Consider the following 16,805-nt stretch of genomic DNA (forward strand, 5'->3'; position numbering starts at 1 on the left):
CGCGGCCCGGGGTCCGTCACAGCGGCATCGGATCGATGTCGCAGTCCGCTCGGTGATCCCAGTCGGAGGCCTGGGCGACCGCCGGGTGACCGCTGCCCAAGGCGCGCAGGAGACGGTTGTGGGTGTCGCCGTGCAGCGCCTCCGCCTCCTCGACGCGTCCCACGGCCCGCAGGTCCATCGCGAGGTTCGCGGCACAGGCCAGGGTGGAGGGGTGGTCGGCGTCGAAGACCTCCCGGGACCTGCGCACCGTTTCGGTGTCCAGGTCCAGGGCGCGGGCCGGGTCGCCGAGTGCGTAGTGGTCGCTGGCGAGGTTGGTGCGGCACACCAGCGTCGAGGGATGGGTCGCACCCAGCCTCTGTGTGAGCTGCTCCAGTGCCACCGCGTCGATGTACTGTGCGGCCGCCGCGTCGCCCAGCAGCCGGTAGGTGATCGCGAGGTTCACGGCGGCGGACAGGGCATGGGGATGGTGTTTGCCGTATGTCTCTTCGTAGCGATGGCAGATCTCGGTACCCAGACGCAGCGCTTCGTCCAGGTTTCCCCGGTGGCGCAGGTGGATGGTCAACTCGAGTGTGGCCGCCATGGATTCGGGGTTGCGGTCGCCGTAACGGCGTACGAGTTCGGCGCGGATGCGCTCCGCCGTGGCCCCGGCCTCCTCGTGCTCGCCGGCCTTGCGCAGCGCGACGGCGAGGAGACGGATGCAGGACAGGGTGAACGGATTGCTGTCGCCGAGCAGTGTGGTGGCCTGCTCGGTTATCTCGCGGTGGTGGGTCACCGCGGTGTCGTGGGCGCCGAGTTCACGAAGGTCGACGATCAATCCGAGCCAGGTGCGCAGCGAGGTGATGTGGTCCTGCCCGAAAATCTCCGCGCGGTTGCGCCAGGTCTGCTGGTCCAGTTCGTAGGCGCGGGCGAACTTGCCCACCAGACGCAGGCTGACACCGAGGTTGTGCGCGGCGCGCAGTGTCTCCGGGTCGTCCGGACCGATGAGCTCCAGATACTGCTGGTGCACGGAGTCGGAGAGTTCGAGGGCCTCCGTGAACGCGCCGCGCACGCGGTGGTCTATGGCGACGTTGCCGAGCGCGGCGAAGGTGTCCTGGTGGTGGGGACCCAGCGACCTGAGATAGGCCTCCAGTGTCGTCGCGTTGAGCTCGGCCGCTTCCTCGTAACGGCCCATGCTGAACTGGAGGAAGCCCAGCAGGCGGGCTATCTGCAGGGTCTGGGTGTGTTCCTCGCCCATCCGGTGGGACCAGTTCTCGTAGGCGGACCGGGCGAGTTCCAGGCAGGACTCGTAGTCGCCCCAGCGCAACAGGTAACTGACCTCGTTCATCACCAGTCGGCGTACCCAGGTCTCGTCGGACTCCATCGCGCCGGAGACGACCACATGGGGATAGAGCGTGCCGTAGCGATCCCAGCGCAGCGCGTTGTTGGGATCGTTGGGGTCGCTCGCCACCAGCAGCATATGGGCCCCGTGCCGCATGGTGGCCCGGTCCTGCTCCGTCATGCGGAACTGCAGCGCGGCCTGCACCAGCCGGTGCATCTGCAGGGAGTTGGTGCGGTGGTTGAAGCGGGCCAGGGAGTAGCGGCCGATGTCACGGATGGCCTGACCCAGCCGGATCGGATCCTCCAGGGCGGCGTCCAGTTCAGGGGTGATGGAGCTGGGCGGCATCCGCATGAACATGCTCCGCGCGATCGGTTCGGGCGCGTAGAAGGAGCACAGCTGGAGCAGTTGGTACGCGGCCGGGTTCTTGGCCTCCAGCCGGTCCAGGGAGATGTTCCAGGCGGCTATCACCGGATGCGGGTTGTCGAGGGGCGCGGTGCCGCGCAGCAGGTCCACGCGTTTCTCGTCGAGCAGGTGCAGGTACTCGTCCACGGGCATGCCCGTCTCCGCGTGCCAGGCGGCGGCCTGCTCGATGGCGAGCGGCAGGTCACCGAGTGCCTCCGCGAGCCGGTCGGCGTCCGTGTCGCTGATCTCCGGGCCGCGTATGCGCAGCAGCTGTTTGCTTTCCTCCCGCATGAAGACGTCGACCTCCAATGGCCGGGCGATGGAGGCCCATTGGGGGTTGCGTGAGGTGATGAGGATGTTGCCAGGTCCTCCGGCGGGGAAGAACTGCTTCACGGATTCGGGGCTTTCGGCGTTGTCGAAGACCAGGAGCCAGTTGGCGTAGGGCACGCCGACGCGCAGTGCCTCCAGCACCGCGGCGACGGTCGACGAGGCGTCGGACCCGGCCGGCAGGCCGAGGCGCGGTGCCAGTTCCACCAGGGACAGGGAGATCTGCGCGGTGCGCTCCGCGGGGATCCACCAGACCACGTCGTAGTCCGCCATGCGGCGGTAGAGGTACTCGACGGCCAGCAGGCTCTTGCCGACGCCGCCCATGCCGTGCAGCGTGTGGGGCAGCACGGCGGTCGCCTTCTCCCGCAGCAGCCGCCCGCGCAGTTTGTCGAGGAGTTCCTCGCGGCCCGTGAAGTTCGGATTCCTGGGCGGGATGTTTCCCCAGACCGTGGGCGTGCTCCCGGTACGTCCGTTGCCCACCGTGCTCGCCGGGGCCTGCTGCGGCATCACCGGCCTCCTCTTCCCCTGATCGGTCCGACGGTCGGCGTCGCCCGGGGGTCGGGCGACGGCATCGCTGGGTGCTGTGGGTGTTGCGGGTGTTGCGCGTGCTGTGGGTGTGGTGGTGCCGTGCTGCTGTGCGCGCTGCGGGCGTTTCCGGTCGGCCGGGGCGGCCGCGAGGGCCTCGTCGACCTCCCTCGCCGGCTTCAGGAACGGCCCGGACAGAGCGTGGAGCACGGCGCTCTCGGCCATGAGCCACGGCCCGGACTCCGCGTCGACCGGCGGGAGTCGGTGCACGGCGGCCCCGCGCAGCAACCGGGGCAGTCGCCACAAGTGTTCCCCGCCGGATCCCCGGCGATCCCCGATCAACTCGACTACCCGCACCACATCGGTACGCCGTCCGGTGGCCAGCAGCTCGTCGCGGATCCCGGGGGCGAACGCGAAGGTGGTGTGCCCGCCGTCCGTCGGCCGGACCAGGTCGTACACGAGCAGTTGCGCGAAGTCGGTGAGGGAGGCGCCGGGCACGAGCGCGCCTCTGACTTCCTCGATCAGCGCGGCGGTCAGGGGGATCGCGGAGAGCATGGTGGCGAGCGTGAACACGTTGCGGGGCACGGACGACTGGAAGAACGCCACCCGGGCCGCCGAGGTGGGAACGGGTTCTGCCGCCACCGGACCCGCGGGTACGCGCGCGCGTGGGAACGTCACCGTCATCGGCAGCCAGGAAGGCGGGGCCCCGCCCAGCAGTCTGGACCAAGCCTCCAGCCACCGGGGCGTGAGTTCGAACAACGGGATGGCGACGTCGGGACGGTGGGCGGGCGGCAGGTCGTGGACATCGGGGCCCAGGCCGCGGGGCCGCCACCGCATCCGGTGGTTGGCCGCGCCCGGGGCGGGCGAGCGCAGCAGCACCTGCCAGCCGCGCAGCCCCGTCGCGTGCCACACCGGGTGCGGCAGCAGATGGATCAGCGCGAGCGGTCCGGACTGGCCCCAGCGGCGAAGCAGCGGTTCCACCTCGTGGGTGTGCCAGCGCGGGCCCGCGCCATCGGTGAGGAGCAGGGTCAGCCGGGTGCCGGCGCGGTGACGCGGCAGTGTCGCCGGGTCGGCGCTGTGCCCGTACGGCAGCCGGTGCGTGGTGATCCGGCCGAAGGCGCCGCACCGGTGCAGCGTCGTGGTGAACTCGTGGACCGTCGGCTGCCAGATCCCCATCGTCGGCCCGGTGTCGACCACCACCGCCACGTCCCGGGCACCGGTCCTGCCGAGCGCGGAGCCGACGCGCCGCATGGCCTGCGGGAGCCCCGGCGGGAGGGCCGAGGGAAACGAGCCGGGCCCGGTCATGGCTCCTCCGGCGCGGTCCACTGCCAGAGGGTGTCGACGGCCTCCTGCCAGTTGCCGCCCTCCGCCACGGCCCCCAGAACACCGTCGGCGGCCAGCCGGAGTGCGTCCAGGAACCGTTCCACCACCGGTCCCTCGGCAGCGGCGGCCCGTTCGACGAAGGCGTCCACCGCGTCCGGCGCCGGGCCGGGACGTCCGGGCTTTGACGGGAACCGGTTCGCGGCGATGGCGCGCAGCAGGTCCGGTTCGGGCCGCCGGGACCGCAGGGTCACACAGCGGCGTACGAGATCCGGCGGCAGATCCCGCTCACCCGTGGTGGTGATGACCACGACGGGAAAGGCACGGCAGCGCACCGCCCTGTCGGGCAGGGGCACCGCGGCCGACGGATCGTCGTGGGACGACACCCGCGGGTCGGTGGAGCCGGCGCCGGGCAGGACGAACCCCCCGGCCGTCAGTACCGTGCACAGGTCCTCGGGCAGGCTGATCTCGGCCCGGTCCAGCCGGTCGATCAGCAGCACACGGGGCCTGCGGTAGGGCAGGAAGGCGGTACCCAGCGGACCGAGCCGGATCCCCCCGCCGTGCTCACCCTCGCGTCCGCCGTCGCCGCGGCCCTCGTACGGGCCGTCGTACAGGCCCTCCCGGAGTGTGCTCAGGGAGGTGATCTGCCAGCGCAGGACGCGGCCGAGGCCGAGCTCCGCGCTGATGCGGTAGGCGAGGGACGACTTGCCGGTGCCGGGCTCGCCGGTGACGAGCAGGGGGCGGCGCAGGTGCAGTGCCACGTTCACCCGGGCCACCTCGTCCGGCGGAGCCGGCAGCGGCTGTCCGATGTCGCCCAGCACCGCGCGGGCGTACGGGTCGTCGACAGGGGGCGGGGGAAGCTCGGGGCCGCCGCCGAAGCTGCGCCAGGCCGGTGCCTCGGGCCACTCCTCCGGTGTCGCACCGGGCAGCCCCGTGCCTCGGTACAGTCCCCACGACTGGCTGTTCGGCGGCATGAGCGGAGTCCCTCCGTACGACGACTGGGCTGCGATGTCCGTACCGGTGGTGCCGGTCCGCACTGCTGGTCCGTGGCTCCGTATCCCGGTGGCCCGGTGGCCCGGTGGCCCGGTGGCCCGGTGACCCCGTGGTCCCTGGTCACCCGGTCTGTGGTCACGGTGGCTCGGGGCGTACGGGTTTGCGGTCGGGGTCGTCCCACAGGACCGCGAGATGACGGCCGATGTGCGCGGCGTCCTCGTCGTCGGCGGCGTCGATCGCCGCACGGCGGCGGTAGGCGGCCACCTTGGCGGGGAACCGCGACAGGCCCTCGGTGAGGAGTCCGTCGAGGACGCCCCGGAACTCCTCGGTGGAGCGGCCGGCACGGTGCCAGATCACCACGGGCAGCCCGCTGCGCAGGGCCGCCTGCAGCTCCCGGCGGCCGTTTCCCCGGTCGGGCAGCGGCGGCTCGCTCAGCACCAGGGCCACGCAGTGCTCGTTGTCCCCGAGGCGGGCCTCCAGGCCGCGCAGATGGTTGCCGTTCTTGTGCGCGACGTTGACGTACACCGACTCCGACGGGTGCTCGTCGCGCGCCAGCTGCTGCCAGCGGGTACGCCAGAACCGGTACCAGTCCCGGTTCTGCAGCCGGTCGAGGCTGCGCACGACCACCGGGTAGTCCACCGCGAGCGGTACGTTCGGTACTTCGGCGGTGTCCCGGGGCCACCAGTCGACGGGCAGGTTGAGCAGTTCGAAGGGGAGCACGAACTCCAGCCACACATGGGCCAGCCGGTCGCCGCCGCCCCCTTCGACCGCTTTGATGACGCGGGTCACGGCGTGCTGCAGCCCGTCGGTCGGCACCCGCTGCATCGGGTCGCCGTGCTGCCAGTTCGGGCCGCCGGCGTCGGACATGAGGGAGTGCGAGACCGTGTATCGCCCGTCCTCCAACGGGTCCGGCGCGATGTGGATCGCCAGGTACTCCTGGCCCGGCCTGACCGCCGGCGGTGGTGCCGGAGTCCGGACGCGGTCGAGGTCGAGCAGCTCGGCCAGGTCGCAGCTCAGGGCCCACTGCCGGTTGCGTGCGAGCAGTTCGACCGCGACGGGGTGGCCCATCGCGTCGGCAACGCGGTCGAGGTAGACCATCCAGGGCGGCAGCCCACCGCGCGCGGCCCCCTGCCCGGCCATGTGCAGGAAGTCGTGCCAGCAGGTGTCGGCGTGCGGTGGCGGTGCGCAGACCCTGGCGTCGGTGGCCGTCCGGACGAGGGCCGTGCGCATGGCGTACGACATGGTCAGCGTGGTCAGGGTGTCACCGAGGAACTGCCAGGAGCCGGTGACGTCCGGCAGGCCGTCGAGCGAGTCCACGGCCGTCCATTCGTCGGCGAGCCGCTGCACGACGGGTCCCTGCGGGCAGCCCGGCTCCAGCATCGGCAGCTTCCGTGCGAGCGCCGACAGTCCGTCCTGGTGCCGCGTGCAGAAACGGAACAGTTCCAGCAGTTGCAGCGGCACGGTGGCCTGTTCCCGCAGGTCGGCCCGTTGCCCCACCGCCTCGCCCACCAGGTCGGTCAGCAGGGCGCGTGCGTAGCGGTCGTGGAGCGCGGGGACCCCGAGCAGTGCGCCGAGCGTCTCCTCGCCGATCCGCTCCCGTATACGTAACGCCGGATTGTGGCGGCCCGCGCCGCCCTGTCCCGTCAAGGTCGGCCCGCCGGGTCGGGAAAGCGCGGAGGTGCGGCGTGCCGGGTGGGGACCGCGGGGGTGACGCCGAGGGCGGCCAGCAGCCGGGTGCGGGCCTCGTCCTCGCCGAGGCCCGTGAGGTCGGTGTACGCGACCGTGGACAGCGGCCGACGGGGTCGGCACGGCTCCACCATGACCGGCACCAGCATCCCGGCCATGGCCTCGGGGCTGCGGTCGTGCACGGCCTGCCAGGCCTGATGGACGTGCGCGGAGGCGACGTAGGCCGGGGACAGCACGGCGAGGGCGCGGTCACTCCGCTCCAGACCGCCCAGCAGCCCGGTCGGCGCGCGGTCGCCCGGCGGGAGGCCCGGCTCGTCGAGGAGCACGCCGATGCCCGCCTCCTCCAGGTGCCAGGCGATCCAGGCGGTCCACGCCAGGTCGGCGACGACGTAGGAGACGAGCAGGTGAAGGGGGCGGTCGGTGCGCGAGGGGGCCCGGGGCGGTGCCTTCTCTCGTACGAGCTCGATGACGGCGTCGGCCGTCCGGCTGTGGCCCTCCAGCAGTGACACCGCGTCGGCCAGCGCGGACAGTCCGTGGTTCGCCGCGATCTCCTCGCGGACGCAGAACCGCACCAGTTCGAGCAGCTGCAGCCGCGTGGTCGCCTGTTCCCGCAGGACCACCGGCCGTCCCAGCCGGTCGCCGATCAGCTCGGCCAGCATCGCGCGGACGCCGCGGTCGCCCAGGACCGGGGAATCGCACAGCGCCTGGACCACGGCCTGCTGCCAGTCATGGTCCGGGCGGGCGCGGAGACCGTCCCTGTCCACAACACCCCCCGAGAAGTTGTGTCCCGCAGTCCAGGATACGGACGCGATGACACGGCGTCAGGGCTTCTGCGAGGCCGGAACGAGCGAGGGAGAGGCCCACCTCGATGCCCGTTTGTGTCCACCTGGGGCCCGAACCTGTTTACTTTCCGGAAATCCGGGCGTAGCCTCCCGACTGAAACCACAAGTTCGGGCATCGGCCGCACAGTAATCGGAGGCGAACGGACATGTACGCACCGGAGCGGCAGCAGGAGATTCTCCGGCTCGCCCGTGACGGCGGTCGGGTGGACGTGCTCTCGCTGGCCGAGGAGTTCCAGGTCACCGCGGAGACCATCCGCCGCGACCTGAAGGCCCTCGACCGCGCGGGACTCCTGCGGCGGGTGCACGGCGGTGCCATACCGGCCGGGCGGCTGGACTTCGAGCCCGATCTCGCCGAGCGCGAGTCCACCGCGGCCGACGAGAAGGACCGCATCGCACAGGCCGCGGTCGCCGAGCTGCCGGACGAGGGCACGATGATCCTCGACGCGGGCAGCACGATCGCCCGGCTCGCCGGGGACCTTCCGCTGGAGGCGACGCTCACCGTCGTCACGCACAGCCTGCCGATCGCGGCCCGCCTCGCGGACCACCCCGGCATCCAGCTCCACCTGGTCGGAGGGCGCGTCCGGCACCGTACGCGCGCCGCCGTGGACGCCTGGGCGCTGCGTGCGTACGCCGAGATCCGCGCCGACGTCCTGTTCGTCGCGGCCAACGGCTTCTCCGCCCAGCACGGACTGACCACCCCCGACCTCGCCGAGGCCGCCGTGAAGCGCGCGGCCATCCGTGCCGCGCGCCGCGTGGTGCTGCTCGCCGACTCCTCCAAGCACGGCCAGGAGCACTTCGCCCGCTTCGGCGACCTGAGCGACGTGGACCTGCTGATCACCGACAGCGGGCTGAGCCCCGAAGACGCCACCGACATCGAGCGCGGTGGCACGGAAGTAGTGCGCGCATGATCCTGACCGTCACCCCCAACCCCTCCCTCGACCGTACGTACGAGGTCCCGTCGCTCGACCGCGGTGAGGTCATCCGGGCCACCGGCGAACGCGTGGACCCGGGCGGCAAGGGTGTGAACGTCTCGCGCGCGGTCGCGGCGGCGGGGCAGCGCACGGTCGCCGTGCTGCCGCTGGGCGGCGCGCCCGGCGCGCTCGTCGCCGAGCTGCTCCACGCGCAGGGCATCGAGGTCGCGCCGGTCCCGGTCGCCGGAGCCACCCGTTCGAACATCTCGGTCGCCGAGCCGGACGGCACGCTCACGAAGATCAACGCCCCCGGGCCCGAACTCACCGCCGCCGAGGCGGAGCTGCTCCTTGAGACGGTGCGTCAGCAGTATCGTTTCGGCGACACCGACTGGATCACCTGCTGCGGCAGCCTGCCGCGCGGACTCGGTCCTTCCTGGTACGCCGACCTCGTCGCCCGCGCCCACGCGGCGGGCGCCCGGATCGCGCTCGACACCTCCGGCCCCGCGCTGCTCGCGGCGCTGCGTGAGCGGCCCGACGTGGTGAAGCCCAACGCCGAGGAGCTCGCCGAAGCCGTCGGGCGCCCCCTCGCCACCGTCGGCGACGCCGTCAAGGCCGCCGAGGAACTGCGTGAGATGGGCGCCGACGCCGTGCTCGCGAGCCTCGGCGCGGACGGACAGCTGCTCGTGGACGGCTCGGGCGCCTGGTTCGGCAGCGCACGGGTGGAGGCCGTACGCAGCAACGTGGGCGCCGGCGACTCCTCCCTCGCCGGTTTCCTGATCGCCGGCGGCCGCGGCCCGGAGGCCCTCGCCTCCGCCGTCGCCCACGGCGCCGCGGCCGTACAGCTGCCCGGCAGTGTGATGCCAGGCCCGGCCGACCTAGACCCCTCCGCCGTGACCGTCACGTCGGAGGTCCCCGCGGACCGCGTACTCACGGAGCCCGTGTCATGACGAACCCAGCTGTCCTGACGACCGGTGCCGCCGCGGCCGCACCCCCTGAACAGGCCCTGATGAGGCGGGGTTTCCCCGGCCCCGCCTCCGCCACTCCCGTAGACCCCGCCCTCCCCGAGTGCGGCACCCCCGTCCCCACCCCCGCCCACTTCCCCCGGGCGATACGCGTGCGAAGGAGCCCGCGATGAGCGAGATGATCACCGCGGACCTGGTCGATCTCGACCTGTCCGCCGAGACCAAAGAGGCGGCGGCACGCGCCCTCGCCGAGCGCATGGTGACCCTGGGGCGGGTGACCGACCTCGAAGGCTTCCTCGCCGATGTGGCCGCCCGCGAGGCCCAGATGCCCACCGGCCTCGACGGCGGGATCGGCATCCCGCACTGCCGCAGCGAACACGTCACCGAGCCGACGCTCGGCTTCGGGCGCAGCGCGGCCGGGATCGACTTCGGCGCGCCGGACGGCCCCGCCGACCTGATCTTCCTGATCGCCGCTCCGGCGGGCGCCGACGACGCGCATCTGACGATCCTGTCGGCGCTGGCCCGTCAGCTCATGAACGCCGAGTTCACGTCCGCGCTGCGGGCCGTGGACGACGCGGCGGCCGCGGCCGCGCTCATCCGCGGGGACAAGTCCCCGGCGGCCGCGGCCTCGACCGCGCCCGAGGGCTCCCAGAACTCCGTGGCGGTGTCGGCGGCGGCCTCCGCCGACACCGCCACGGGTACCACCACGAGTGAGCGTCCGTTCCGGATCGTCGCCGTCACCTCCTGCCCCACCGGCATCGCGCACACCTACATGGCGGCCGAGTCGCTGGAGAACGCGGGCCGCGAGGCGGGCGTCGAGCTCGTCGTCGAGACGCAGGGCTCGGCCGGCTTCACCCGGCTCGACCCGGCGGTCATCGCGGCCGCGGACGGTGTGATCTTCGCGCACGACGTGCCCGTACGGGACAAGGACCGGTTCGCCGGCAAGCCCACCGTCGACGTCGGTGTGAAGGCGGGCATCAACAAGCCCGCCGAGCTGATCACCGAGGTGCGTGGCAAGGCCGCGCGCGGCGAGGTCAGCGCGGGCTCCGCGCCCGGTACGCCGGTGGAGCGCTCCGGCGACTCCGCCGAGGGATACGGCAGCAAGCTCCGCAAGTGGCTGATGTCCGGCGTCAGCTACATGGTCCCGTTCGTCGCCGCGGGCGGTCTGCTGATCGCCCTCGGGTTCGCGATCGGCGGCTACACGGTCAACAAGGCACCGTCGGTCATGGACCACTTCATGTGGACCCAGGCGGACAGCTGGGGCGCGCTGTTCTTCCAGATCGGCGTCGTCTCCTTCGGCTTCCTCGTCCCGGTCCTGGCCGGCTACATCGCCTACGGCATGGCGGACCGGCCAGGTCTCGTGCCCGGCTTCGTCGGCGGCGCGATCTCCCTCACCATCAACGCGGGCTTCCTCGGCGGTCTGGCCGCCGGTCTCATCGCCGGTGGCGTGGTGATCGGGATCCAGAAGGTGAAGATCCCGGCGGCGTTGCGCGGCATCATGCCGGTGGTGGTGATCCCGCTGATCTCGGCGGCGATCGTCGGATTCCTGATGTTCGTGGTCATCGGCAAGCCCATCGCCTCCGCGCAGAAGGGCATGACCGACTGGCTCAACGGCCTCACCGGCACCAACGCCGTCCTGCTCGGCGCGCTGCTCGGCCTGATGATGTGCTTCGACCTCGGTGGTCCGGTCAACAAGGTCGCCTACACCTTCGCCACGGCCGGTATCGCGGTCGCCAACCCCAGTGACTCGGCGATGAAGATCATGGCGGCCGTGATGGCGGCGGGCATGGTTCCGCCGCTGGCCATGGCGCTCGCCACGACCGTGCGCGGCAAGCTCTTCACGCAGACCGAGCGGGAGAACGGCAAGGCGGCCTGGGTGCTCGGCGCCTCCTTCATCTCGGAGGGCGCGATCCCGTTCGCGGCGGCCGACCCGCTGCGCGTCATCCCGTCCGCCATGGTCGGCGGCGCGGTCACCGGCTCCCTGTCGATGGTCTTCGACGCCACACTGCGGGCCCCGCACGGCGGCATCTTCGTGGTCCCGCTGATCGGCAACCCCTTCCTCTACCTGATCGCCATCGCGGCCGGTGTCTGTGTCAGCGCCGCCCTGGTGGTCCTCCTGAAGGGCATGCGCAAGCAGGCCCCCGAGGGGGCCGGTACGGGGGTCGCCGACGCCGCGACAGCGACGAAGGTCGACCCCAAGGAGCCGGTCGCGGCCTGAACGGCCAACTACTCGCCCTTTTAGGGCATCTGCGAGATACGTCACGGTCCGGGGCCAAAGCCCCGGACCGTGGTGTCTACTGGGGCGTATGCCTGAGCATGTGCCGATCCTCCAGCTGATGGGCGTGGCCGTCCTCACCCTCGCGACCGTCATCTGGGTCGTCGGCCTGTCCCGCCTCCTGCGCCGCGCCCGCGCCGGGGCCGCCGTCCGCCACCACGGGCAGGTGCTCCGCGCCCTGCCCCGTCAGCGCCGCTCCGGCCCGGTCTCGGAGTCCGTGGAACTCACCCCCGAGGAACGCGCCGCCTTCGCCGGCCTGGTGCGCCAGTTCAGCGACAGCCGCCCCTGACGGGCGGGGCTCGGTTCGACAGGCCGAGCTCTACGGCCTCTCCGCCGTGACCGACCGGCCAGGCCCTAGGCGAGCCGCGCCGCCCGGCGTTCCATGGCGGCCCGTGCGGCGTGCTCCGTCGGATAGACCTCGCACATGTGCCGGCCGTCCGGCGTCGCCGTGTGCTCGACCTCCCACAGGGAGATCTCCTGGCCGTCGCGGAGCAGGAACGCGTGCTCGTAGAGCGAGAAGCACAGCCCGACCTGGCCCGCCCGGCAGGGGCGCCCGAAGGCCTGGGTGATCTGGTGCGCGAACGCGGTGCGCAGCAGCGGCGTCGTGATGTCGGGTCCCGGCCGGTCGGTGTTCTCCGCCCGCCGCAGCAACCGCCGCGCGTGATCCGCCGAGTCGTCGGTCAGGTAGACGTGCTGCGGCTCGGGGATCGGCGACAGATGGACCATCACGGGCAGTTCGAAATCCGGCGCGTCCGGCGGCAGCGGCAGCCGGGCCGTGGCGGCGCGCAGCTCCTCCTCGTCGACGTACACCTCGTGCTGCGGCTCACTCCCGAGCGCCGTGTTGTGCACGAGCTCCCACAACGTGACCGCCGAGCCGTCGGCGAGCAGCCAGGTGTGCCGATACGTTTCGCGGTGCAGCCCCGCGCTGTGGTGCGCGGAGTGCAACGAACTGTCCTGCGCCAGCGCGCAGTCGAGCCGCCTTATCGTCTCGTCGGGCAGCTCGAAGGAGTTCAGGGCACGGCCGAGGAGCCGCTCGAGGTGCTCCTCCGGAGACTCGGGCGACTCGGGTGGTTCGTACGCTGCTGTCTCGTACGGAACGCTCAAGGCTTCTCCCGGCGTTGCTGCATGTCACCTTGTGGGTGCATACCGTAGCCCCTCGGTCGGACATCATTCCTGTGAACCGAGAAAACGTACGGACAGAAAACGAGCGGGCCACGCGGCGAGTTCCCGCGCGGCCCGCCGAGACGTCGACAGCCCCAGGTCAGACCGTACTTCCCGCGGTCCACGCACTCCAGGACATGTTCCAGCCGTTCAGTCCGTTGTCCGGCGAGACGCTCTTGTCGGGCGAGTTCTTCACCACTACGACATCTCCGACCAGGGAGTTGTCGTAGAACCACTTCGCGCTGGTGTCCCCCTGCGCGCCCTGCACATCGGCAAGACCGACGCAGCCGTGGCTGGTGCCCTGCTGTCCGAAGGGCGGGTTCCCGCGGTTGTACCAGTAGTTGCCGTGAATGAACGTCCCCGAGGACGTCAGTCGCATCGCGTGCGGCACGTCCGGGATGTCGTACTCGCCGCCGTAGCCCACCGTCGAGCCGTTCATCCGCGTCTGGACGAACTTCTCGGAGATCACCATCTGCCCGTTGTACGTGGTGTGCTCCGGGCTGCCCGCCGAGATCGGCACCGTCTTGAACGTCTTGCCGTCGCGCACGACCGTCATGGTCTGCGTGTCGACGTCGACCGTGGAGACCTGGGAGCGGCCGATGGTGAAGGTGACCGTCTTCTTCTGCACCCCGAAGACGCCGTTCGCGCCCTCGACGCCGTCCAGGTCGATCTTCATCGTGACCTTGGAACCGGCCTTCCAGTACTCCTCGGGCCGGAAGTCGAGCCGCTGCGCCCCGAACCAGTGCCCGGCCACCTGCTGCCCGCTGCTGGAGGTGACCGTGATGTGCGACTGCACGGCCTTCTGGTTGCTGATCACCTTGTCGAAGTTGAACGACACCGGCATTCCGACGCCGACCGTGGTGCCGTTGTCGGGCGTGTACGTGCCGATGAAGCTGTTGCTCGAGGAGACCGTCGTGAAGATGGAGTTGGCGGCCGCCGTACGTCCGCTCGCGTCCTTCGCGGTCGCCGAGATCTGGTACTTCGTCCCGCGCTCCAACTGCGCCGTCGGCTTCCAGCCGGTCCCGTCCGCGGTGATCGCCCCCGGCACCGCCGTCCCGGACCCCGACACCGTCATCTTCACGTCCGTCAGCTTGCCGTCGCTGACCTTCACGCCGGTCGCGTTGATGGACGCGTCCGTCGAGCCGTCCTTGGCCGAGATGGCGATCTTCGCCGTGGACGTCTTGGCCGAGTTGCCGCCGTCCTTGCCGCTGTCGGTGTCGGCGTTGGCGTTGCCACCGCAGCCGGTCAGGGTGAGGGCGCCGACCATCAGGGCGGCACAGGCCCCCAGTGCGCGCCGCGCTGTCATGTTCGGCGTTGCCACGGGCTGCTCCAGTTTCTCGTGATGTGCGTGATCCGCTCCAGTGCGTGGGAAAAGAGCGAGCGGCGCCGCGAAGGGTTCCCTCCGTCCCCGGCCCAACACCATCGCGTGACAGAACCGGGACAATGACCCGACGGACGCCCGGCGAACTCGCCTTTCCACCACCTCGACTTGGTGTCGGCCGAAGCGGCAGACCACTCGCCATCACGGACCAGGGCCTGTCCGGCGGATCATGCCGCAGACGCGGGGCTTGGCACGCCCTCCCCCAGAGGGGGTACCCCCAGCGGCGTTGTCGTCGGTTGCCGACTCCTCCACTCTCGGCTTCTCCCCCAGTGCCTTAAGGGCCTGGGAGGTACCCCCAGAGCGGGGGGACCCCCATCGCGTCGACGCCCTCCTCCGCCTTGCAGCTGTACGCACCAAGCCCCGCTCACCTGCGCTGGTGAGGCACCGTTGGTTCCCTCCGACCTGATCCGCCGGAAAGGCCCTAGGCGCTCCCGTACAGCTCCCCGTACGACGGCCACACCCCGCCAGGTCCGTCCACCGGGTCGGCCGCTCGTACCGCGCGGACGATCGCCCGCGTCACCAGATCCGCGCCCGCCGCGAGGATCTCGTTGAGGGCCAAGGGGTTGTCGGGAGTGAGGGGACGGGCACCCGTGGCCAGGGCGAAGACCGTGTCGCCGTCGTTCAGGAGGTGGACCGGACGGACGGCGCGCGCGATGCCGTCGTGTGCCGTGCCGGCGAGCTTCTGGGCCTGGGCGCGGGTGAGGTCGGCGTCGGTGGCGACGACGGCGAGCGTGGTGTTCAGCGGCGGAGGCGCGTTCTTCGCGGCGGCCTCGGCGAGCCGTTGCCGCGCCGCCTCGTGGACCTCGGCGGAGGGATACGCCGTACGACCGTCTCGCAGCAACTCCCCGTACAACACCCCCGTCTGCGGATCCAGCGCCGAACCCGCCGCGTTGGCCACCACCAGCGCGGCCACCGTGATCCCCGAGTCGAGCACGGCGCTCGCCGTCCCGACCCCGCCCTTGATCAGCCCGACCGTCGCCCCCGTCCCGGCGCCCACGCACCCCTCCGGCACCGGCGCGCCCGGCGCGCTCGCGTCGGCCGCCTCGACCGCGGTCCGGCCCGTGGCCGCGTCCGGCCTCGCCCGGAAGTCGCCGCCGCGGCCCAGGTCGAAGACACAGGCGGCGGGCACGACCGGCACCACGTGCGCCGGATCGGGACCCACCCGCACCCCGCGGCCCCGCTCCTCCAACCAGGCCATCACCCCGGACGCGGAGTCCAGCCCGTACGCGCTGCCGCCGGTCAGTACGACCGCTTCCACCTTCTGCACCAGGTTGCGCGGGTCGAGCGCGTCGGTCTCCTTGGTGCCGGGGCCGCCGCCGCGTACGTCCACGGCCGCGACGGCGCCGCCCGCAGGGGCGAGCACGACCGTGGTGCCGGTGAGCCAACCGTCGCCGGTACGCGTCGCGTGTCCCACGCGCAGCCCCGCGACATCCGTCAGAGCGTCAACTGTCATGCCTCCAGTGTTTCCCGCTCCGCGGTCCCCGCCCCCTCTCCCGTGCCCGTCCGTGCCGTCAGGGCCAGCCCGACCACCACCGACAGCGCCGCCACGATGCCCGCCGCGAGCACCGCCCAGCTGCCCAGGAAGGTGCACAGGATCACCAGCAACGCCGTCATCGGCAGGACGAGTTGCTGTGCGATGCCCACCTTGAAATGGCGCGCGTGCAACAGCCACACGGTGAGGAAGTACAGCGCCGTCGGCAGTGTCACCGCGGCGGACGCGGCGAGCGTCGAGATCTGTGTCTTGCCCACCGCCTCCTCGACCGCGACCTCCAGGCCCGCGCCGATCGCGGCCGCCGACGAGAAGATCAGATAGTGGCCGTAGCCCCACAGGAACGACTGTCTGTTGGACCGCAGATGCCCGTGGATGGGCACCACGAAGTAGATCCACCAGGCCGCGAAGACGATCAGCAGTCCGCCGGCGGCGATCGGCAACAGCTCGCGCAGCGCGTCGTGCTCGTCCACCGCCGACTTCACGGCGACCGTCGACGCGGCGATCGTCTCGCCCAGCACGATGATCGTGAACAGGCCGAACCGCTCGGAGACGTGGTGCGGATGCCAGGAGGTGACGAAGTCCTTCTCCGCGTACAACGGGACGCACATCTCGGCGAGTGCCATCACCAGGAACACCCAGGGACGCCCGGACTGCGGCAGGACCAGCAGCCCCAGCCAGCCGATCTGGCACAGGAACACACCGCCCGCGTACCGCAACGCCATGGTCTTCTCGGGGCCCTGAGCGCCGCGGGCCGCCCGCAGCCACTGGGCGATCAACGCGAAGCGCATGATCACGTAGCCGAGCCAGACGGCCGTGTACACATGGTGCTCGAACGCCTGGGACACCCCGGCGGCGAGGACCAGGACACCCGCGATCTGCACCAGCGTCACGACCCGGTACAGCGCGTCGTCGTTGTCGTAGGCCGAGGAGAACCAGGTGAAGTTCATCCACGCCCACCAGATCGAGAAGAAGATCATCGCGTAGTTGAGGAGGCCCTCGCCCGCGTGTCCCGCCGCCACGGCATGCACCAGCTGCATGCCCGCCTGGGCGATGGCCACGACGAAGCACAGGTCGAAGAAGAGCTCCAGCGGCGATGCGACGCGGTGCTCCTCGTCCCTGCTCCGGGCGGTCATCCTGCGCAGGGGCCCGAGCCGGGCTGTCCTGGGCGTCGGGGTGGGTTCGGGAGCGGTGCTGGACGTCATAGGGCCAA

At 71.5% G+C, this 16,805-nt stretch carries 12 protein-coding genes; 4 read left to right on the plus strand and 8 right to left on the minus strand.

Annotated elements, in window-relative coordinates:
- Positions 1-16 precede the first annotated feature (16 nt).
- The 4 genes from fxsT to OG568_RS29580 form a co-directional block, all read right to left on the minus strand.
- Complete coding sequence (fxsT, locus tag OG568_RS29565; RefSeq protein ID WP_329533744.1) at positions 17-3,877, minus strand: FxSxx-COOH system tetratricopeptide repeat protein; 3,861 nt, start codon at positions 3,875-3,877, stop codon at positions 17-19.
- Positions 3,874-4,929, minus strand: a complete 1,056-nt coding sequence (locus OG568_RS29570; RefSeq protein WP_329533745.1) for a MoxR family ATPase — start codon at positions 4,927-4,929, stop codon at positions 3,874-3,876. The genes fxsT and OG568_RS29570 overlap by 4 nt, the downstream gene beginning before the upstream one ends.
- Positions 4,930-5,020: 91 nt before the next feature.
- A complete protein-coding gene (locus OG568_RS29575; protein ID WP_329533746.1) occupies positions 5,021-6,532 on the minus strand; it encodes a VMAP-C domain-containing protein in 1,512 nt (503 codons plus the stop codon).
- Positions 6,529-7,335: a toll/interleukin-1 receptor domain-containing protein gene (locus OG568_RS29580; RefSeq protein WP_329533747.1), complete on the minus strand. Its 807-nt coding sequence runs from the start codon at positions 7,333-7,335 to the stop codon at positions 6,529-6,531. Before OG568_RS29580 ends, OG568_RS29575 begins: the two co-directional genes overlap by 4 nt.
- A 224-nt stretch (positions 7,336-7,559) precedes the next feature.
- Here OG568_RS29580 and OG568_RS29585 point away from each other — a divergent pair, with 224 nt between their 5' ends.
- The 4 genes from OG568_RS29585 (at position 7,560) to OG568_RS29600 (ending at position 11,850) form a co-directional block, all read left to right on the plus strand.
- Positions 7,560-8,321, plus strand: coding sequence for a DeoR/GlpR family DNA-binding transcription regulator (locus OG568_RS29585; RefSeq protein ID WP_266433746.1), 762 nt, complete (start codon positions 7,560-7,562; stop codon positions 8,319-8,321).
- Positions 8,318-9,271, plus strand: a complete 954-nt coding sequence (gene pfkB, locus OG568_RS29590; protein WP_266583025.1) for a 1-phosphofructokinase — start codon at positions 8,318-8,320, stop codon at positions 9,269-9,271. The genes OG568_RS29585 and pfkB overlap by 4 nt, the downstream gene beginning before the upstream one ends.
- A gap of 184 nt (positions 9,272-9,455) precedes the next feature.
- Entirely contained in the window at positions 9,456-11,504 is a 2,049-nt protein-coding gene (locus OG568_RS29595; protein WP_329533748.1) for a PTS fructose transporter subunit IIABC, read from the plus strand.
- Positions 11,505-11,592: 88 nt separating this feature from the next.
- A complete protein-coding gene (locus OG568_RS29600; RefSeq protein ID WP_329533749.1) occupies positions 11,593-11,850 on the plus strand; it encodes a hypothetical protein in 258 nt (85 codons plus the stop codon).
- Positions 11,851-11,915: 65 nt separating this feature from the next.
- Here OG568_RS29600 and OG568_RS29605 read toward each other — a convergent pair whose 3' ends face one another.
- From OG568_RS29605 to OG568_RS29620, 4 genes are all read right to left on the minus strand, one after another.
- Complete coding sequence (locus tag OG568_RS29605) at positions 11,916-12,665, minus strand: DUF6227 family protein (RefSeq protein WP_266583019.1); 750 nt, start codon at positions 12,663-12,665, stop codon at positions 11,916-11,918.
- Positions 12,666-12,822: 157 nt separating this feature from the next.
- Entirely contained in the window at positions 12,823-14,028 is a 1,206-nt protein-coding gene (locus tag OG568_RS29610) for a L,D-transpeptidase (protein WP_443077889.1), read from the minus strand.
- A gap of 496 nt (positions 14,029-14,524) precedes the next feature.
- Complete coding sequence (locus tag OG568_RS29615) at positions 14,525-15,556, minus strand: P1 family peptidase (protein ID WP_329533751.1); 1,032 nt, start codon at positions 15,554-15,556, stop codon at positions 14,525-14,527.
- Positions 15,553-16,797 carry a low temperature requirement protein A gene (locus OG568_RS29620; protein WP_329533752.1) on the minus strand — a complete coding sequence of 415 codons (1,245 nt, stop codon included), beginning with the start codon at positions 16,795-16,797 and terminating at the stop codon, positions 15,553-15,555. The genes OG568_RS29615 and OG568_RS29620 overlap by 4 nt, the downstream gene beginning before the upstream one ends.
- Positions 16,798-16,805: the final 8 nt, after the last annotated feature.

The organism is Streptomyces sp. NBC_01450 (assembly GCF_036227505.1).
Taxonomy (GTDB): Bacteria; Actinomycetota; Actinomycetes; order Streptomycetales; family Streptomycetaceae; genus Streptomyces.